This window comes from Achromobacter sp. SD115 (assembly GCF_017355315.1).
Lineage (GTDB): Bacteria > Pseudomonadota > Gammaproteobacteria > Burkholderiales > Burkholderiaceae_B > Achromobacter > Achromobacter xylosoxidans_B.
Map to the genome: position 1 here is coordinate 151,508 of NZ_JADIJM010000011.1, position 17,527 is coordinate 169,034.

18 protein-coding genes are annotated in these 17,527 nt (G+C 67.8%); 2 read left to right on the forward strand and 16 right to left on the reverse strand.

What is annotated here, in order from left to right:
• Nucleotides 1-2: 2 nt before the first annotated feature.
• The 3 genes from IPU70_RS17335 to IPU70_RS17345 are packed head-to-tail and all read right to left on the reverse strand — an operon-like array spanning nt 3 to nt 3,287.
• Nucleotides 3-779 carry a citryl-CoA lyase gene (locus IPU70_RS17335; RefSeq protein WP_207468965.1) on the reverse strand — a complete coding sequence of 259 codons (777 nt, stop codon included), beginning with the start codon at nt 777-779 and terminating at the stop codon, nt 3-5.
• Entirely contained in the window at nt 776-2,293 is a 1,518-nt protein-coding gene (locus tag IPU70_RS17340; protein ID WP_207468967.1) for a class I adenylate-forming enzyme family protein, read from the reverse strand. The genes IPU70_RS17335 and IPU70_RS17340 overlap by 4 nt, the downstream gene beginning before the upstream one ends.
• A gap of 10 nt (nt 2,294-2,303) precedes the next feature.
• Nucleotides 2,304-3,287 (reverse strand): tripartite tricarboxylate transporter substrate binding protein, encoded by a 984-nt coding sequence (locus IPU70_RS17345; RefSeq protein WP_207468968.1) that lies wholly within the window; start codon nt 3,285-3,287, stop codon nt 2,304-2,306.
• 102 nt (nt 3,288-3,389) lie between these two features.
• On the opposite strand from IPU70_RS17345, the gene IPU70_RS17350 reads away from it, so the two are divergent.
• On the forward strand, nt 3,390-4,187 hold the full coding sequence (locus IPU70_RS17350; protein ID WP_207468969.1) for an IclR family transcriptional regulator: 798 nt from the start codon (nt 3,390-3,392) through the stop codon (nt 4,185-4,187).
• On the opposite strand, the gene IPU70_RS17355 is transcribed toward IPU70_RS17350, so the two are convergent.
• From IPU70_RS17355 to IPU70_RS17370, 4 genes are all read right to left on the reverse strand, one after another.
• Nucleotides 4,184-4,729 (reverse strand): DUF934 domain-containing protein, encoded by a 546-nt coding sequence (locus tag IPU70_RS17355; protein WP_207468970.1) that lies wholly within the window; start codon nt 4,727-4,729, stop codon nt 4,184-4,186. The genes IPU70_RS17350 and IPU70_RS17355 overlap by 4 nt on opposite strands.
• A complete protein-coding gene (locus IPU70_RS17360; protein ID WP_207468971.1) occupies nt 4,722-6,464 on the reverse strand; it encodes a nitrite/sulfite reductase in 1,743 nt (580 codons plus the stop codon). Before IPU70_RS17360 ends, IPU70_RS17355 begins: the two co-directional genes overlap by 8 nt.
• 234 nt (nt 6,465-6,698) lie before the next feature.
• A complete protein-coding gene (locus tag IPU70_RS17365; RefSeq protein ID WP_207468972.1) occupies nt 6,699-6,890 on the reverse strand; it encodes a DUF2970 domain-containing protein in 192 nt (63 codons plus the stop codon).
• A 76-nt stretch (nt 6,891-6,966) separates the two neighbouring features.
• Complete coding sequence (locus IPU70_RS17370) at nt 6,967-7,902, reverse strand: LysR family transcriptional regulator (protein WP_207468973.1); 936 nt, start codon at nt 7,900-7,902, stop codon at nt 6,967-6,969.
• A gap of 289 nt (nt 7,903-8,191) precedes the next feature.
• On the opposite strand from IPU70_RS17370, the gene IPU70_RS17375 reads away from it, so the two are divergent.
• Entirely contained in the window at nt 8,192-9,532 is a 1,341-nt protein-coding gene (locus IPU70_RS17375; RefSeq protein ID WP_207468974.1) for a DUF3100 domain-containing protein, read from the forward strand.
• A gap of 59 nt (nt 9,533-9,591) precedes the next feature.
• On the opposite strand, the gene IPU70_RS17380 is transcribed toward IPU70_RS17375, so the two are convergent.
• The 9 genes from IPU70_RS17380 to IPU70_RS17420 form a co-directional block, all read right to left on the reverse strand.
• On the reverse strand, nt 9,592-10,098 hold the full coding sequence (locus tag IPU70_RS17380) for a hypothetical protein (RefSeq protein ID WP_207468975.1): 507 nt from the start codon (nt 10,096-10,098) through the stop codon (nt 9,592-9,594).
• Nucleotides 10,099-10,303: 205 nt separating this feature from the next.
• On the reverse strand, nt 10,304-10,903 hold the full coding sequence (locus IPU70_RS17385; protein WP_207468977.1) for a glutathione S-transferase: 600 nt from the start codon (nt 10,901-10,903) through the stop codon (nt 10,304-10,306).
• Between the two features lie 25 nt (nt 10,904-10,928).
• Nucleotides 10,929-12,635, reverse strand: coding sequence for an FAD-binding protein (locus tag IPU70_RS17390; protein WP_207468979.1), 1,707 nt, complete (start codon nt 12,633-12,635; stop codon nt 10,929-10,931).
• A 5-nt stretch (nt 12,636-12,640) separates the two neighbouring features.
• A complete protein-coding gene (locus tag IPU70_RS17395; RefSeq protein WP_207468981.1) occupies nt 12,641-13,369 on the reverse strand; it encodes an SDR family NAD(P)-dependent oxidoreductase in 729 nt (242 codons plus the stop codon).
• Between the two features lie 9 nt (nt 13,370-13,378).
• Nucleotides 13,379-14,131, reverse strand: coding sequence for an SDR family NAD(P)-dependent oxidoreductase (locus IPU70_RS17400; protein ID WP_207468983.1), 753 nt, complete (start codon nt 14,129-14,131; stop codon nt 13,379-13,381).
• 19 nt (nt 14,132-14,150) lie between these two features.
• Nucleotides 14,151-14,870 (reverse strand): ABC transporter ATP-binding protein, encoded by a 720-nt coding sequence (locus IPU70_RS17405; protein ID WP_207468985.1) that lies wholly within the window; start codon nt 14,868-14,870, stop codon nt 14,151-14,153.
• Entirely contained in the window at nt 14,863-15,627 is a 765-nt protein-coding gene (locus tag IPU70_RS17410; RefSeq protein WP_207468987.1) for an ABC transporter ATP-binding protein, read from the reverse strand. The genes IPU70_RS17405 and IPU70_RS17410 overlap by 8 nt, the downstream gene beginning before the upstream one ends.
• The gene (locus IPU70_RS17415; RefSeq protein WP_207468988.1) at nt 15,624-16,622 is read right to left on the reverse strand and encodes a branched-chain amino acid ABC transporter permease; all 999 of its coding nucleotides are present in this window, start codon (nt 16,620-16,622) and stop codon (nt 15,624-15,626) included. The genes IPU70_RS17410 and IPU70_RS17415 overlap by 4 nt, the downstream gene beginning before the upstream one ends.
• Entirely contained in the window at nt 16,619-17,521 is a 903-nt protein-coding gene (locus IPU70_RS17420) for a branched-chain amino acid ABC transporter permease (protein ID WP_207468989.1), read from the reverse strand. Before IPU70_RS17420 ends, IPU70_RS17415 begins: the two co-directional genes overlap by 4 nt.
• Nucleotides 17,522-17,527: the final 6 nt, after the last annotated feature.

Consider the following 17,527-nt stretch of genomic DNA (forward strand, 5'->3'; position numbering starts at 1 on the left):
GGCTATTCGCCGTGGTGAGTCTTTCCCTTGCCCACGTAGGGAATGGCGTGATCGATGGTTTCCCAGATATAGCGCCCGGACGGGCTTTGCTGCTCCTCGGCCACATGCGACACCAGGCCGGCCGCGCGCGAGATGACGGCGAAGCCGCGCATCAGCTCCGTCGGTACGCCGATCTCGCTGAGCAGCGCCGCCACCGCGCCGGTGGCGTTGATGGTGATGTGCTTGCCATAGGTCTCGTCGATCGCGGCCGAGAGCAGGCGCAGCGCATTGAGCGAGTCGCCCTTGAGGTCCGGTTCGGCCTCGGCCAGCGCCAGCAGCTTGATCGAGCGTGGATCGTCGGGCTTGTGCAGATGGTGGCCGAAGCCGGGCAGGGCGCTGCGCGATGCGCGGAATTCGCGGGCGATCGTCAACGCCTCCGCGTGGCCGTCATCGGCCTGGCGGATGCGGTCGAGCAGGCGCGAACAATTTTCCATGGTGCCGACGAACTGGCTGCCCACCGCCATCAGGCCGGACGCCACCGCGCCCTGCAGGTTCTCCGGCGCGCTCATGTAGATCAGCCGCGTGGCGATGGCGCTGGGCGTCAGGCCATGCTCCATCAGGGTGACCAGCACGGCGTCGACGATGCGCAGGTCCACCGGGCGCGCCTCGCGTCCGAGGATCTGCATGATCATGACTTCAGTGAACGTCTTCTTGCCGATCAGGTCCTCGACCAGGTCCACGTCGCGGTAGGACATGCCGGTGAGGTGATGCGCGCAGAGGCGGGTTTCGGGCGTTTTCATGGGGTCTCCTTCTGGGCCGCGTCGCGCACGGCGTTTTTCAGCACCTTGCCCACGCTGGAGCGCGGCAAGCTGTCATGGATGTGGAACTGCTTGGGCGTGGCCACGGGGCCTAGCAGGCCGCGCACGTGGGCCTTGAGCTCGTCCGCGCTGGCCTGCGCGCCGGGATGGAACTGCACGGCGGCGTGGACCGCTTCGCCCCACTTGTCGTCCGGCAGGCCGAATACCGAGCACTCGTATACGGCAGGGTGCGCGGACAGCGCGTTTTCGACGTCCACCGGATAGATGTTGAAGCCGCCCGTGATGATCACGTCGCGCAGGCGGTCCTTCAGGAACAGATAGCCGCGGGCGTCGATCAGGCCGGTGTCTCCCGTGTGCAGCCAGCCTTCCTGCACCGTCTCGGCGGTCTTCTCGGGCAGGCGCCAATAGCCGGACATGACCAGGTCGCCCTGCACCACGACCTCGCCGATCTCGCCGCGCGGCAACAACGCGCCGTCGGGCGCCATGATGGCCAGATCGGTGAGCCAGGTGACGCGCCCGACCGAGGCGCGGTTCTCCGGCGCTTCGAGGTCGGCGGGGCGCAGCACGGTGACGATCTGCGGCGCCTCGGTCTGGCCATAGGTGGTGCCCAGCACCGGGCCGAAGAAGGCGCGGGCGCGGTCGATCTTTTCGACGGGCATGGGGGCGCCGCCGTAGATCAGGTTGCGCAGGCGCGGAAAGTCGGCGCGCGAGACGCCGGGCTGGGCCATGATCATGTAGATCAGCGTGGGCGGCATGAAGCTCAGCGTGCCGCCTCGTTCGCGGAAGGCGGCGGTGATGCTGGCCGGCGTCACGCCGTCCAGCAGCAGATGGGCGCCGCCGCGCGCCAGCACCGGCAGCAGGTAGGTGCCGGTGCCGTGCGTGATGGGGGCGGCCACCACATAGCGGTCTTCGTGGGTGAGGCCCCAGCTGGAGATCTGGTTGATGATGCCCGCGTTCCATGCGTGGTACGGCTGCATCACGCCCTTGGGCAGGCCGGTGGTGCCGCCGGTGAACTTGATGGCCTGGGTGGCGTCGCGCGGCAGCGCGTGGCGTTGCGGCTCGCGTCCGGCGCAGCGGGCCAGCAGCGCGTCCAGCGCCAGCGGCGCCGACGCATCGTCCAGATGGATGTGGCGGCGGCCTTGCGGCGCCTGGGCCGCGGGCGCCAGCGGCGCGCCTACGCTGTCCACGATCACGATGGACGGTTCGGTGGCGTCCAGGATGCGCCCGATCTCGCGTCCGGTGCTGCGGTAATTGAGCGGCACCCACACCTTGCCGCTGGCCAGCACGGCCAGCAGCGCCAGGATGTGCCGCGCGGAGTTGCCGGCACAGATCGCCACGCGGGTTTGCGGCGCCGGGTCCAGCTCCTGCAAGGCGGTGGCCAGCGCCCGCGTGTCGGCGGCCAGCCGCGAGTAGCTGACCTGGCCTTCGGGACCGTCCAGCGCAATGCGGTCCGGATACTGCTCGGCGGCGCGGAAGAAGAAATCTATCGGGTACATCCTGAAGTTCCTAGTTGGCTTTGAGGTTTGCGCTCTTGACGACCTTGCCCCACTTGTCGATCTCGCTGGCGATCTTTCTGGCGTAGGTCTCGGGCGTATTGGGTTGCGGCGGCGCGTAGAAGCCGGACTGCTGATAAGAGGCCTGCAGGGCCGGGCTGGCCAGCGCCTTGTTCATGGCCTGATTCAGCCGTTCGATGACGGGCTTGGGCGTGCCGGCCGGCGCCATCACGCCGAACCAGGATTCCACGTCGAAGCCGGGCAGGCCGGATTCGGCCAAGGTCGGCGTGTCGGGAGCGGAGGGCAGGCGCTGGGGCGAGGTGACGCCGATGGCGCGCAGCTTGCCGGCCTGCACGTGCGGCAGCGACGAGGGCAGGTTGTCGAACATGGAATCGACCTGGCCGCCCAGCAGGTCGGCCACGGCCGGACCGCTGCCGCGGTAGGGGACGTGCAGGATGTCGGTGCCGGTCTGCATCTTGAACAGTTCGCACGACAGGTGGATGGACGAGCCGCTGCCGGAAGAGGCGCAGGTCAGCTTGCCGGGGTTCTTCTTGGCGTAGGCCACGTATTCCTGCACCGTCTTGACCGGCAGCTTGGGATTGACCACCAGGATGTTCGGAATGGTCGCCAGCAGGCCGACGGGCTCGAAGCCCTTTACGAAGTCATAGTTGAGCTGGCTGTACAGCGTGCGGTTGATGGTGTTGGCGATGGAGCCCACGTACAGCGTGTAGCCGTCGGGCGCGGCGCGCGCGACGATTTCCGCGCCGATGTTGCTGTTGGCGCCGGTCTTGTTCTCGACCACGATGGTCTGGCCCAGCTCTTCCGACAGCGACTTCGCCATCAGGCGCGCCACGATGTCGGTGGCGCCGCCCGCCGCATAGCCGACCACCAGCGTCACGGGACGCTCGGGATAGGGCTTGGCCGCCAGGGCCGGGGCCGCGAGCAGCGCACCCAGGGCGGCCGCCGCGGCGGCCCACCGCTTGCTTTGCATCTTCATTGTTGTCTCCGTCCTGTTTGTCTAATATTTGGACAGCTCTGCGTCTGTCCAGCTTCATATTGGGCTTTGATAGAGGCATCATCAACGCAATCTGTCCAAAAATTGAACAAACCAGAATCCGAAGGCTCGGGACCGCGCGTGTTGCGCCGCGGCTTGCGCGTGTTGGGCGTGCTGCGGCAGGCGGGCGCGGCGGGCATGCACGTGGTCGACATCGCTCGCGCGGCAGGCATGCAGCGGACCACGGCCTATCGCTATCTCGATGTGCTGGTGCAGGAGGGCTACGCCTTGCGCGAGTCCGAGGCGCCCCGCTGGCGCGTGGCCGAGCTGGGCGTGATGATGGCGGGCGATCCGCATGCGCAGGCGGTGCGCGGCCTGCGGCCGGTGCTGCGGCAGATCAGCGATGTCAGCGGCGATTCCGCTTTCCTCATCTGCCGCGCCGGCAATGATTCACTCTGCCTGCACCGCGAGGTGGGCAACTACCCCGTGCAGGTGCTGGCGGTCACGGTGGGGCATCGCCAGCCGCTGGGTGTGGGGGCGGCCGGGTTGGCGCTGTTGGCCGCGCTGCCACCGGCGGAGTCGGAAGAGGTGATTGCCCAGAACGAGCAGGCGCTGCGCGCCTATGGCGGCATGACGGTGGCGCAGATGCGGCGCCTGGTGGAGAACACGCGGGACCGCGGCTGGTCGGTGGTGGGCAATGCCGCGGTGCCCGGCGTGTTGGGGGTGGGTGTGGCCCTGTGCGACGCGGGCGGATATCCGCGGCTGGCCGTCAGCGTGTCCAGTCTGATCAGCCGCATGCAGGCGGCACGCCAGCGCGGCATTGCCGACCTGATCCGCGCCCAGTTGGCGCAAGACGAGGTCAGGGCGCAGCGCTGGGCGCTGCCGGGGTTTGCGGGCGGCTAGGCGGCCACTGGCGTTGGCACCCGGTAGGTCTTTTGATAGTGGACCGTGAAGGTCTTGAAGGCGTCCAGCGCCTTGTGGGGATCGTGGCCCGGCTTGACCAGGAAGCTGTCGAAGCCGACGCGCGCCTGGTAATGGATGGTGTCGATCATCACGTCGCCGACCGCGCGCAATTCGCCTTGCCACTGGTAGCGCGTGCGCAGCAGCTGCGCCAGCGAATAGCCGCGGCCGTCGGTGTAGACCGGGAAGTCCACGGCGATGAAGGCGATGCCGGCGGGATCCAGCGTGCCGTCGGCTTCGGCCAGGTCGCGCAGGTCGGCGTCCGGATCGAGCTGGATCGCGACCGGATGCTGGTGGCGGCGCAGCGTGGCGCGCGAGGTTTTCCAGACGGAAAGCGGCACGATCCAGCCTGGCGCGTCGCCAGGCACCTGGCCCTCGGCCGGGACTTCGGGCTCAGGCGTGAAGACGCGCGAGGCGTCGGCCTCCAGGCGGCCGTTGCGGATCAGGTGCGGGCCGGGAGCGTCGTGCGGATAGATTTCAGACATGGGCGGCCTCTGCTTGCTGCGCGGGTTTGGCGAAGGCGGGATCGGAGTACACGTCCTGCTTGAAGGGATCGATGCCGACGCGGTCCACCACGTCGATGAAGCGTTCCTCTTCGCTGTCGCGCAGGCCCAGATAGGTGCGGACCAGGCGGTCCACCACGCCCGCGACCTGGTCGCGTGCGAACGATGGACCGATGATGCGGCCGATCGCGGCGCCGCCGCCGCGTGTGGATTCGATGTCGGGCAGCGGCTTGGCGGCGCCGTTCTGGCGTCCGCCGATGGTGACCTGATACCACTCCTCGCCGGCCTTATCGACGCCGAGGATGCCGATGTGGCCCACGTGATGGTGGCCGCAGGAGTTGATGCAGCCCGAGATGTTCAGGTCCAGTTCGCCGATCTCGAACAGGTAGTCGAGGTTGTCGAACTGGCGCTGGATGGCTTCGGCCACGGGGATCGAGACGGCATTGGCCAGCGCGCAGAAATCCCCGCCCGGACAGGCGATGATGTTGGTCAGCAGCCCGATGTTGGGCGTGGCCAGGTTCAGCGTCTGCAGCGTGGTCCAGAGTTCATGCAGGCGCGCGCGGCGCACGTCCGCCAGGATCAGGTTCTGCTCGTGCGAGACGCGCAGTTCGCCGAAGCCGTAGTCGTCGGCCAGGTTGGCCACCGCGTCCATCTGGTCGGCGGTGATGTCGCCCGGCGGCACGCCGGTAGGCTTGAGCGACACCGTGACGGCGGCGTAGCCGGCCGCCTTGTGCGGATGCACGTTGGTGCGCAGCCAGCGCGCGAAGCGCGGATCGGCGGCGGCCAGCGCCGCGGTGTTGTCGACGTCCTGCGCGGCAGCGGCGTCATATTGCGGCCAGACGAAGCGGGTCCTGATGGTGTCGACGAATTCCTGGGTGATGGTGTCGGGGCCGCCCTTGATGAGCTGCCATTGTTCGTCCACCTGCTGCGCGTAGACTTCCGGCGTCAGGTCCTTCACCAGGATCTTGATGCGCGCCTTGTACTTGTTGTCGCGGCGGCCGTGCAGGTTGTAGACCCGCAGCGCGGCCTGCAGATAGGTCAGCAGGTCTTGCCATTCGACGAAGGGATTGATCAGCTTGCCGACGATCGGCGTGCGGCCGAGGCCGCCGCCGATCCAGACGCGAAAGCCCAGCTTGCCGTCGCGTTCGACGGCTTGCAGCCCGATGTCATGCACGCCCACGGCCGCGCGGTCCTGCACCGCGCCGCTGACCGCGATCTTGAACTTTCGCGGCAGGAAGGCGAATTCGGGGTGCAGCGTGGACCACTGGCGGATGATCTCGCACCACACCAGCGGATCCACCAGCTCGTCCGGCGCGACGCCGGCGAAATGGTCGGTGGTGGTGTTGCGGATGCAGTTGCCGCTGGTCTGGATCGCGTGCATCTGCACGGTGGCAAGCTCGGCCAGGATGGCTGGCACGTCTTCGAGCTTGGGCCAGTTGAACTGGATGTTCTGACGGGTGCTGAAATGGCCGTAGCCGCGGTCCCACTTGCGCGCGATGTGCGCCAGCGTGCGCAACTGGCGCGACGCCAGGATGCCGTAGGGAATGGCGACGCGCAGCATGGGCGCGTGGCGCTGGATGTACAGGCCGTTCTGCAGACGCAAAACACGGAATTCATCTTCCGTTAGTTGGCCATCGAGGAAGCGGCGCGTCTGGTCGGAGAACTGCGCCACACGCTGCTCGACTAGCTGCTGGTCGACGGGGTCATACACGTACATGTCTACTGCCCTTGAAGTCTTCTCGGTCTGAATCCCTGCGCTCGCCTGGCGCAATGCGGCAGGGGAAAGGGGTTCATAACCGTAACAGGCAGCTGCGGCGACCGTCTAAGTCATTCTGGTAATAAGGTAATGGGGCTCCCACGCTGCGCGCGCTGGCGCGCGCTTGCTGCCCCCCGAGGGGGCTGTCCCGCCTTGGGACGGCCCGGCGGCGGGACAGCCGATTCAACGGCCGATCTACAACGCGGCGTTTACCGCCCAGCGCGCCACCAGGACCAGAATGATGACCAGACAAGCCGCCATCAGCAGCCCGGTCAATATCAATGGCGCCGGCTTGTTGTTGGCGATGTCGGCATCGTAGCCCCGCCCGCGGCGCACGCCGAAGAATCCCCACAGCACGGATTTGACCGTGCGCAAGAAACTGAGCATGTTGTCTCTCCTGGCGTAGTGGTGGATGCCGTCAATGTAGGCCGCCGCGCGTTGGGGAAACAGATGCAGATCCGCCTTACCCGACCATATCAGACGTGGACCCGGCCGGAGCGCCGATGCCGCGCACGATATGGTCCAGCAATTCCCGCGCGGCGGGCGAGACATGACGGCCGGCGCGGCTCAGCACGTGCAGGCTGCCCTGGTTGAGGATGGGGTTGGCCAGCGGCAGGCTGGCCAGGCGCTGGGTGCGCATGTCAGCCGTGACCGCGATGGGCGGCGTCAACGCGTAGCCGATGCCGGCGGCGGCGAACTGCCACAGCGCCTTGAAGGACGAAGTGGTCAGCACGTTGCGCAGCCTGACCTGTTCGCTGATTTCGGCGGCCTGGATATGCTGGCGCACACCGAACCCCTCTTGCATGGACGCACCGGGATAGTCGGCCAGGTCGGTCAAGAGCAGCGGACGGCGCAGCCGGGTCAGCGGATGGTCGTCGCTGACGATGGCGCGGATCGGCTCGGGCCGCGAGTAATGGGTGCGCAGGCGGGCGTCGTTGGGCGGCTGGAATACCAGTCCGATATAGGCGCGGTCATCGACGATGCGCTGCACGATCTCGGAGGTACGCGCCACGTCGATGTCCAGCGTGACCTCGGGATGGCTGCGCCAGTAGCCGGGCAGCACGCGTTCGAACATCAGCTCCACGAAGCCTTCGCCCAGCACCAGGTCGATGTGTCCCCGTTCCGCCTTGCGCAGACTGTCGATCTCGGAGAAGAAACTCTCCTGGATGTCCTGCTGGCGCTTGATGTAGCGCGCCAGGATATGTCCGGCATCCGTGGGCACCACGCCGCGTCCGCGGCGTTCGAACAGGGCGATGCCGCAATCGCGTTCCAGCGCGGCGATGGCGCGGCTGACGGCGGACGGGTCCATGTCCAGCACTTCGGCCGCGCCGCGCACCGAGCCGCGGCTCATGACCTGCATGAAGTAGTGGGTGCGGCGGGCGTCGAGTTTTTCGTCCATGGCGGTGCTCCGAGGGGGAGTGCGGCGGCAGATCCACAGATACAATCTAGGGTTTACCCTTGCATGACCCAAGTTCATGCAAAATTTTCCCTGGAAAAGCCTTTCCGTTGCATTTTACGCAACGTTTATGCGCCAGCCCTGTCATGGTTGCATGCTGGGCCCCCGGCGAAAATCGGCCCTGCTGCGAGCGCCTCGCCGCCGCCGCGCTGCGACGCTCCTCCGGGGCGCCGGCCGGCCGGGATGGCGGCGGGCAGCCACGACGATTATTCACGTTCATCAGGGGAATCCGATGTCACACGCCAGCGTCAGCCTGGCCGCGCCCTCCATGCCGCTATCCGGGCGCATCCGCATGCTTGCCGCCATCTTGCTGGTGGTCGTCATTTCAGAAGCGATCGGCAGCGCCACCTTCAACGTCGGCCCGGGCAAGATCATCCTGCAGCCGATGCTGTGGGCCATCTTCATCGGCGCCATCGTCGCCGCCTGTGGCCAGCGCCTGCCGGCCGGCCTGAACATCGACACCGCCATGCAGACCCGTATCAGCGGTTATCTGCAATACGCGCTGCTGCCCTTCCTGGCCAAGCTGGGCCTGATGGTGGGCGGCGCCTTGCCGCAAGTGCGCGAAGCCGGCTGGGCCCTGGTGTTCCAGGAGTTCGGCCACTTCTTCGGCACCATGGCCATCGGCCTGCCGTTGGCCCTGCTGCTGGGCATCAAGCGCGAAGCCATCGGCGCCACCTTCTCGGTGGGCCGCGAACCCAGCCTGGCCATCATCGGCGAGCGTTACGGCATGAACTCGCCCGAAGGTCGCGGCGTGATGGCCGAGTACATCACCGGCACAGTGATCGGCGCGCTGTTCGTGGCGCTGATGGCCGGCTTCATCACCAGCCTGAACATCTTCGATCCGCGTTCGCTCGCCATGGGCGCCGGCGTGGGCTCGGGCAGCATGATGGCTGCCGGCGTGGGCGCGATCGCCTCCCAGCAGACGCCCGAAGTCGCGCACCAGGTGGCCGCGCTGGCCGCCGCCGCCAACCTGCTGACCACGGTGGTGGGTGTGTACTTCACGCTGTTCATCTCGCTGCCGACCACCATCTTCCTGTACGACAAGCTGGAGCCCGTACTGGGCCGCTTCTCGCGCGGCAAGACCGGGGCCGCCGCGGTTGCCAATGACGGCGCCGCGCAGGAAACGCCGGCGCACGGCGCCAAGATGGGCTTCGGCGACCGCCTGACCGCTTACGTCATCTGCGGCCTGTTCGCGCTGGTGGGCAACCGCCTGGGCTACAACGTGCCATTCGCCGACGCCTTGCCGGGCATGGGCATCATCATCCTGCTGGTCGTGATCGCCGACCTGGTGCTGCGCGTGGTGCCCAAGCTGCCGGCCGTGTTCGTGCTGTCGCTGATCGCCATGACCGCGGGCTGCCCGGGCGTGCTGCCGTACTCGGACCAGATCATCGCGATGGTCGGCAAGGTCAACTTCCTGCCGTTCACGACCGTGATCCTGGCCATGGCCGGCTTGTCCATCCTCAAGGACCTGCCTGCCTTCCGCAAGCTGGGATGGAAGATCGTGGTGGTGTCCCTGGCTGCCAACGCGGGCACCTTCCTGGGTGCGACGATGATCGCGGAATTCTTCCACTGATCTCCGTCCGGTCCTGAATGAAAAACCGCCTGATGAAAGCGTCAGGCGGTTTTTTTTGGTCAGGGCGTGTAGCCCGGCCGGTAGCGCGCGTTGTCGGTGACATTCTCGGTCGCGCCGATATTGGCGACCTTCGGAATGCCCAGGCCTGCCGCCTTCATCGCCACGGCGGTCTGCAATTCCTGGACCTGCGGGTTGCCCATGGCGACCCGGTAGGCCTGCAGCGGCATCAGGCCTTCGATGGTGCCCAGGTCGTTGGCGGAGCCGGCGCGCTGGGCCACCGGATCAGGCTGCGCGGTGAACGCCTCGAGCGCGCGGCGCATGCGCGATTCCGCGTGCAGGTCGCGCAGCGCGTCCGCGTTGGAGGCGCCGATGACGGTCAGCGCGGGCGGCTGGTGGTCGCGTTCGCGGACGGCTTGCGCGGCGTGGCCGGCGGCAGCGGCCTGGGCAGCCCGGACATGGGCAATGCCTTGCGTTTCAAGGTATGGGCGCGTGGCGTCCAGCGCGGCGGAGCGCGCGGGGTAGGGCGCGTCGGCCCGGTGGATGGCGGAGATCGCAGCGACGTTCATGCTGGGCCTCTTTTCTGGTGACAGGCCGGCGGATCGGCCCGTCTGGCAATTTCACTGTAACAGCTGAGGGCAGTCGTGGCGAAAAAAAGGCCCCTGACCAGGTCAGGGGCCCTAGCGACGCTGCCCGTGGGCCGCGCCGTACCCAGGCAGGTGATGGCCAGGGAGCCCGGCGGGTTCTCCCAGCCCTGCGCCTGCCCAAACCGGATCAGGGTTTCGTCGCTTGCATGGACGGGCGTTGGCTGAAGGCTTCGTACCAGGCGGCCGTGGCCGGGTGGCCGGCGCGCCAATCCAGGTCGGGGAAGCGGAAATCCAGATAGCCCAGCGCGCAGCCGATGGTGATGGTGCCAATGTCGAGGCGGCCGTTCAGCGAGGCGGCGCTCTTCTCCACCAGCGCGAGGCCGTCGCGGACCTTGCCCAACTGGCCTTCGACCCAGCCGTCCCAGCGCAGCGCTTCGGGACGCAGCACGGTTTCATAGCGGGCCAGCAGCGCCGCGCCCAGCATGCCGTCGGCCATCGATTGCTCTGTCAGTACCTGCCAGCGGTCCTTGCCGGCCGGGAACAGCGCGCCGCCGCCCAGGTCGTTGAGGTATTCGCAGACCACGCGGCTGTCGTACAGCGCCTGGCCGTCGTCGGTGATGAAGGTAGGCACCTGGCCCAGCGGATTGCTGGGGATGATGCTCTGGTCGCGCGCGACGGGGCCGGCCGCGCTGGGCAGCTTTTCGATGCGGTCGGCCAGGCCGAGCTCATGGGCGATGACCATGCACTTGCGCACGAAGGGCGATGCGGGCGAGTAAAAGATTTTCATGGGGATCCTTGTCGGTGGAGAGGCGTCAGTGTTGTGCATGCGCCAGATGTTGTCCAGCGATCCAGCCGAAGGTCAGGGCGGGACCGAGCGTGATGCCGGGGCCGGGATAGGCGCCGCCCATCACGGATTGCATGTCGTTGCCGGCCACGTAGAGGCCGGGGATGGGCGCGCCCGCGGCGTCCAGGGCCTGGGCGTCCCGGTTGGCGGCGATGCCGCAGGCCGTGCCGATGTCGCCGGGATAGACCTTGACCGCGTAATAGGGGCCTGCGTCCAGCGGCGCAAGGCAGGGATTGGGTTCGTGTTCCGGATCGCCCAGGTAGCGGTTGTAGGCGGTCGATCCCTTGCCGAAATCCGGGTCCTCGCCCTGGGCCGCGTGGGCGTTGTAGCGGTCCACCGTGGCTTGCAGCGCATCGCCGGGCACGCCCAGCCGTGCCGCCAGCGCCGCCAGGGTGGCGCCTTGCAGCAGATAGCCCGCATCGATCAGATGCTGGCGCGGTCTCCCGCCAGGCAGCGCCAGACCCAGGCCCCAGGTGTCGATGAAGCGCTGGTCGCAGATCAGGAAGGCGGGAACGCTGGGCGTCGCGCCGTTGTTGCGGTACATGGCCTGCACGAACTCGTGGTACGAGGCCGATTCGTTGACGAAGCGCTGGCCGGCGCCGTTGACCGCGATGAGGCCGGGCTTGGCCCGGTCCCACACCAGGTGCGGGTAATGCAGGGGCTGGCCGTCCGCGGATTCCAGGACGGATACCGGCGCCCAGAACGCGGGGCTGGCGTGGCCCGTGCCGAGCGCGGCGCCGGCGGTTTCCGACAGGCGGATGCCGTCGCCCGTATTGTCCCGCGGCGACATGGACCAGAGGCCGGTGGGCTGGGGATAGGACTGCGCGCGGCGCTCCGGATCCCAGGGAAAGCCGCCCGTGGCCATCACCACGCCGCGCCGCGCGCGGATGTTCAGCGTCTTGCCGCCGCGCGCGACGGCGGCGCCCAGCACGCGGCCGCTGGCATCGCGGTGCAGCGCCAGCGCCGGCGTGTCGAGCCAGTACTCGATCCTGCGGGCCAGCAGGCCGTGGAACAGCTGCGCGGCCAGCGCATTGCCCAGCAACAGGCGGGTGCCTCGGTGATAGCCGCGCGCGCGGTCGGCGGCATAGCGCAGCACCAGCTTCATGCTGTGGCGCCAGGCCTCGAATGAGCGCGTGGCGCGCAGCAGATGGCGCACGTCGGTGATGTTGACCATCATGCCGCCCAGCACCGTGAATTCCTTCAGGGGATCGCGCAGCGTACGGAAGTCCTGGCCCAGCTTGCGGCCATCGAACTCCAGCGGATCCAGCGAGCGGCCGCCCATCGCGGCGCCGGGCAGATCGGGGTAGTAATCGGGCGAGGCGGTGCGAGCGGCCACGTCCAGGATGCCGCGCGAGGCCAGGTAGTCCATCATGCGCGGGCCGGCTTCCAGGTAGGCGCGCTTCATGTCGTCCGGGGCCGCTGCGCCCACGGTCTGTTCCAGATAGGTCCACACCTTGTCGAAGCTGTCAGGATGGCCGGCGGCTTCCGTCTGCGCGTTCAGCGGTATCCACAGCGCGCCGCCGGAGATGGCGGTGGAGCCGCCAACGCGGCCGGCCTTCTCCACCAGCAGCACGTCCAGCCCTTCCTCGCGCGCCGTCAACGCCGCGGCCATGCCGCCCGCGCCCGAGCCGACGACCAGCGCGTCGACTTCCTTGTCCCAAGTGATGCCTTCCATGCTGCCTATGCTCCCGAGCCGCCCAGCGATTTGCCGCCGTCCACGAAGATGACCTGGCCGGTGATGAAGTCCATGTGCGGCGCGGCCAGGAAGGACACGGCATTGGCGATGTCTTGCGGCTGGCCCGCGCGGCCGGTGGGCTGCAGGGCCAGTTGGGCCGCGAGGCGTTCGGGCGTGAGATTGCGCAAGAGCGGGGTGTCGATGAGGCCGGGGGCGATGGCGTTGACCAGGATGCCGCGCGCGGCGAGCTCCATGGCCGAGGCGCGCGTGTAGCCCACCAGGGCCGCTTTCGAGGCCACGTAGTGCGGGTGGTTCTTCGCGCCCAGGTAGGCGCGCGACGCGATATTGACGATCTTGGCGCCGGGCGCCATGTCGCGCGCCGCTTCCTGCGTCAGGGTCGCCACCGCGAGCAGGTTGACGTCGAAGGCGCGGCGGTAGTCGGCGCTGTCGACCTCGAAGAACTTGCGCTCGTCGAACAGTCCCGCGTTGTTGACCAGCGCCGCCAGCGGCGCGAGCGAGCGCGCCAGCGCGCGGGTGGCGGCCTCATCCGTCAGGTCCACCACGCGGTGTTCCACGTCCAGTCCTTGCGCCTGCAACGCCTGCGTCTCTTTTGCGGCCAGCTCCGCGTTGCGGTCGGCCAGCACGACGCGAAAGCCGTCGCGCGCCAGCCGCTCCACGATCGCCAGGCCCATGCCGCTTGCGCCGCCCGTGACCAATGCCGTGCCCAGATTCATGAGGTTCCCCTATACGGCCAGGTAGCCGCCGTCCACGGGCAGCACCACGCCGTTCACGTAGCTGGCCATGTCCGAGGCCAGGAATAGAACCGGGCCCACGATCTCGTCGGCCCGTCCCGCGCGCGCCATGGGGGCGCGCTGCATGTACCAGTCCGTGCCCTGAGCTTGCGCGCGCTGGCCCGCCGTCATCTCGGTTTCCATCAGGCCGGGGGCCACGGCGTTCACGCGCACGCCGTGCGGCGCCAGGTCGCGCGCCAGCACCTCGGTGAAGGAGCGCACGCCGCCCTTGGACACCACGTAGCCCGCGGTCGAAATGCTGCAGCCATAGGCCACGATGGAACACAGGTTGACGATGGCGCCGCGCGTGGCCTTCAGCTGTTCGACGAAGGCGTGCGTGACGTTGAAGGTGCCCTGCAGGTTCACGCTCATCAGGCGCTCCCAGATCTCGGGCGTCTTGGGATCGTCGAAGGGGGCGCGGGCGGAAATCCCGGCGTTGTTGATCAGGATGTCCAGATGGCCGTGTTCGGTGGCGGACCGCTCGGCAAAGGCGCGGACCGCGGCGGCGTCGGTCACGTCCAGCACCGCGTCCGCGGCCTTGCCGCCGGCGGCGCGGATGGCCTGCGCGGTAGCGGCGGCCAGCGCCGCGTCCACGTCGGCGACGATCACGGCCGCGCCTTGGCGCGCAAAGCCCTGCGCGATGGCCGCGCCCAGGCCGCGGCCCGCGCCCGTGACGAGCACCCGCTTGTCTTGCATCGATATCATGGTCGGTCCTTTCGGCGCGCTAGGCGCCCAGATAGGCGCGCTGCACGCCTTCGTCGCTGGCGAGCGCGGCGGACTCGCCTTCCAGCGCGATTTCGCCGTTTTCCAGGATGTACGCGTAGCTGGACACCGACAGCGCCAGCTTCACGTTCTGCTCCACCAGCAGGATGGTGATGCCTTGCTCGCGGTTCAGCCGCAGCACGATGTCGAAGATCTGTTCGACCACCAGCGGCGACAGCCCCATCGACGGTTCATCCAGCAGGATCATGCGCGGCCGCGCCATCATGGCGCGGCCCGTGGCCAGCATTTGCTGTTCGCCGCCGGACAAGGTCGCGGCCTTTTGCTCGTAGCGTTCGCGCAGGCGCGGAAAGGTGTCGCACACCATGTCCAGATCCTGCTTGACCTCTGGGCGGTCGGTGCGCAGGTAGGCGCCCATTTCCAGGTTCTCGCGCACGCTCATGTCGCGGAAGATCTCGCGGCCTTCCGGCACCTGCACGATGCCGCGTCCGACGATGGCGTCCGCCGCCAGGCGGTGTATGGGTTCGCCGGCGAAGCGCACGCTGCCCGAGGTGGGAGCTACCAGGCGCGAGATTACATTGAGCGTGGTGGACTTGCCCGCGCCGTTGGCGCCCAGCAGCGCCACGATGGCGCCCTGCGGCACTTTCAGCGACACGTCCTGCAGCGCGCGGATATTGCCGTAGGCGGCCGATACCGCCTCGACTTCAAGCAGATGTTCAGCCACCGGTGGCTCCCTTGCCCAGATAGGCTTCGATGACCCGGGGGTTGCTGCGCACTTCCGCGGGCGTGCCTTCGGCGATCTTCTCGCCGAAGGACATGACGGTGATGCGATCCGAGATCGACATCACCAGCTGCATGACGTGCTCCACCAGCAGCACCGTGATGCCGTCGCGTTCGCACAGCTCGGTCAGCAGGCGGTCCAGCGTTTCGATCTCGCGGTTACGCAGGCCGGCCGCCGGTTCGTCCAGCAACAGCAGCTTGGGCGATATGGCCAGGGCGCGCGCCAGTTCCAGCATCTTCTGGCGGCCGAAGTCCAGGCTGCACGCCGGCGTGTCCAGGAAGTCGGCCAGCCCGACGCGCTCCAGCAGGTGCTCGACCCGCTCGCGCGTCTGCGCGGCTGCCGGACGCAGCAGCTTGCCGGCGCTGTCGGCGCCGTGCGCATAGGTGCCCAGCAAGGCGTTCTCGCGCACGCTCAGCGCGCCGAACAGCTCCAGGTTCTGGAAGGTGCGGGCCACGCCCAGCGCCGCCATTTCGTGCGGCTTCTTGCGCGTGATGTCGACGCCGTCGAACTGGATGCTGCCGCTGCTGGGACGGTAGTAGCGCGAGATGCAATTGAAGGTGGTGGACTTGCCCGCGCCGTTGGGGCCGATCAGCGCGTGGATGCGGCCGCGCTCGACCTGCATGGACAGGCCGTTGATGGCGGTGAGGCCGCCGAACTTCACGGTCAGGCCTTGCACGTCCAGATAGGGATGGCTACTCATGCCGCGCTCCTTTGAGTCGGTTTGGCCGCAGCCTCGCGCGAGGCCGCAGGCAGCGGCGCGGCCGGCGCTGGAGCCCGTCCGCGTGCGCCGCGGCCGGCGAACAGGCCCTTGGGCGCGAACATCATGAAGCCCATCAATATGACGCCGTAGATGATTTCCTGGAACGACAGCGCCTGGCGCAGCAGCTCGGAAATCAGGCCGAAGGCCAGGGCGCCGGCGATGGCGCCGCGCACTGAGCCGATGCCGCCTACCACCACCATCGTCAAGATCAGGATGGTGGTCTGGAAGCCCAGGCTTTCCGGGTGGATGAAGGAAGCGAAGGTCGTGTACATGCCGCCCGCGATGCCGGCATAGGCGGCGGAAAGCGTGAAGGCGGTGCGCTTGATGGCGTTGACGTTCACGCCCATGGCCTGCGCCGCCACATCGCTTTCGCGCACCGCGCGGAAGGCCGAGCCGAGCTGCGAGCGGGACAGGGCGACCGTGGCCCAGAGCAGCAGCGCTGCGATCAGCACCACGAAGGGGTACGCCTTGGCGTCCGACACCAGTTCATAGCCGAACAGCGTGGCCGGCGAGATCCGGAAGCCGTTCGAGCCATTGGTGACCGATTGCCAGTTCAGGAACACCCACTGCATCGCTTCGCCGAAGGCGAAGGTGGACAGCGCCAGGTAGATGTCGCGCATGCGCAGCGCCAGCGCGCCGATCACATAACCCAGGGCGGCTGCCAGCAGCCCGCCCGCGACGATGGAAATGAAGAAGGGCGGATGCCACAGATTGTTGATGAGGCCGGCGGTGTAGATGCCCACGCCATAGAAAGCGGCATGCGACAGCGCAAATTGCCCGGTCTCGCCGATGACCAGGTGCAGGCCCAGCGCCAGCACCACGAATACCATCAGCAGGTTCACCACGTAGATGACATAGCCGCTGGCGGCGAAAGGCAGGATCGCCAGTACCACGGCCATCAGCGCCAGCAGCGCATGGTCGATTTTCTTGCTCATACTTTCTTCACCTGCAGTTTGCCGCCCAAGAGCCCTTGCGGACGCAGCAGCAGCACCACCATGATCGCCACGAAGGGCGCAACCACGATGGCATTGGTCGAAATGAACAGCCCCACAAGGTTTTCCGCCACCCCGATCACGAAGCCGCCGACCACCGCGCCGGGCAGGCTGGTGATGCCGCCGACGATGGCCGCGGCATAGGCCAGGATGGCGATGTGGCCGATGTCGGGGGTGATCAGGATCTTGGGCGTGATGAGCAGCGCCGCGACCGCCGAGATCAGTCCGGCCAGCGCCCACACCAGCATGCGGATGCGGGTCAGGTTCACGCCCACCAGGCGGGCAGCCTTGGGATTCATGCCCACGGCGCGCATCGCGCGGCCAACCCGGGTGTAGGTGAACATGCCGAAGAGCAGCAGCATCACCGTCACCGCGACGGCGAAGATCACCAGGTCCAGCTGGGTCAGCACGGCGTCGCCGATGATGATGGCGTCGGTCGAGGCCAGCGGCGGCAGCGAACGCGGCGTGTCGCCCAGGCCGGTCTGGCGCACCAGGCCTTTCAGCGCATAGGCCAGGCCCAGCGTGGCGATCACCATTTGCACGCCCACGCCCTTGGAGGCGATGACGCGTTCCATGACGACGCGCTGGAACAGGCCCGACAGGACCGCCACGGCGAGGAGCGTGATGGGAATGACGAGGAGATAGGGCCAGCCCATCACCAGCGTGAGGAACAGGGCGATGTAGCCGCCGACCATGAAGATCTCGCCCTGGGCGAAATTCGGCACATCGGTGGTCTTGAAAATGATCACAACGGCGACCGCCAGCAGCGCGTACACGCTGCCCGTCACCAGTCCCGACAGCACCCCTTGCTGCAGGAACAGCCAGATATCGGCAAAGCTCATGATGTT

Coding starts and splice junctions, on each gene's coding strand:
- IPU70_RS17370 (WP_207468973.1), bottom strand. CDS start 7,902: ATGGACGAAAAACTCGACGCCCGCCGCACCCACTACTTCATGCAGGTC.
- IPU70_RS17345 (WP_207468968.1), bottom strand. CDS start 3,287: ATGAAGATGCAAAGCAAGCGGTGGGCCGCCGCGGCGGCCGCCCTGGGT.
- IPU70_RS17335 (WP_207468965.1), bottom strand. CDS start 779: ATGAAAACGCCCGAAACCCGCCTCTGCGCGCATCACCTCACCGGCATG.
- IPU70_RS17400 (WP_207468983.1), bottom strand. CDS start 14,131: ATGATATCGATGCAAGACAAGCGGGTGCTCGTCACGGGCGCGGGCCGC.
- IPU70_RS17340 (WP_207468967.1), bottom strand. CDS start 2,293: ATGTACCCGATAGATTTCTTCTTCCGCGCCGCCGAGCAGTATCCGGAC.
- IPU70_RS17360 (WP_207468971.1), bottom strand. CDS start 6,464: ATGTACGTGTATGACCCCGTCGACCAGCAGCTAGTCGAGCAGCGTGTG.
- IPU70_RS17355 (WP_207468970.1), bottom strand. CDS start 4,729: ATGTCTGAAATCTATCCGCACGACGCTCCCGGCCCGCACCTGATCCGC.
- IPU70_RS17380 (WP_207468975.1), bottom strand. CDS start 10,098: ATGAACGTCGCTGCGATCTCCGCCATCCACCGGGCCGACGCGCCCTAC.
- IPU70_RS17410 (WP_207468987.1), bottom strand. CDS start 15,627: ATGAGTAGCCATCCCTATCTGGACGTGCAAGGCCTGACCGTGAAGTTC.
- IPU70_RS17375 (WP_207468974.1), top strand. CDS start 8,192: ATGTCACACGCCAGCGTCAGCCTGGCCGCGCCCTCCATGCCGCTATCC.
- IPU70_RS17365 (WP_207468972.1), bottom strand. CDS start 6,890: ATGCTCAGTTTCTTGCGCACGGTCAAATCCGTGCTGTGGGGATTCTTC.
- IPU70_RS17420 (WP_207468989.1), bottom strand. CDS start 17,521: ATGAGCTTTGCCGATATCTGGCTGTTCCTGCAGCAAGGGGTGCTGTCG.
- IPU70_RS17390 (WP_207468979.1), bottom strand. CDS start 12,635: ATGGAAGGCATCACTTGGGACAAGGAAGTCGACGCGCTGGTCGTCGGC.
- IPU70_RS17385 (WP_207468977.1), bottom strand. CDS start 10,903: ATGAAAATCTTTTACTCGCCCGCATCGCCCTTCGTGCGCAAGTGCATG.
- IPU70_RS17395 (WP_207468981.1), bottom strand. CDS start 13,369: ATGAATCTGGGCACGGCATTGGTCACGGGCGGCGCAAGCGGCATGGGC.
- IPU70_RS17415 (WP_207468988.1), bottom strand. CDS start 16,622: ATGAGCAAGAAAATCGACCATGCGCTGCTGGCGCTGATGGCCGTGGTA.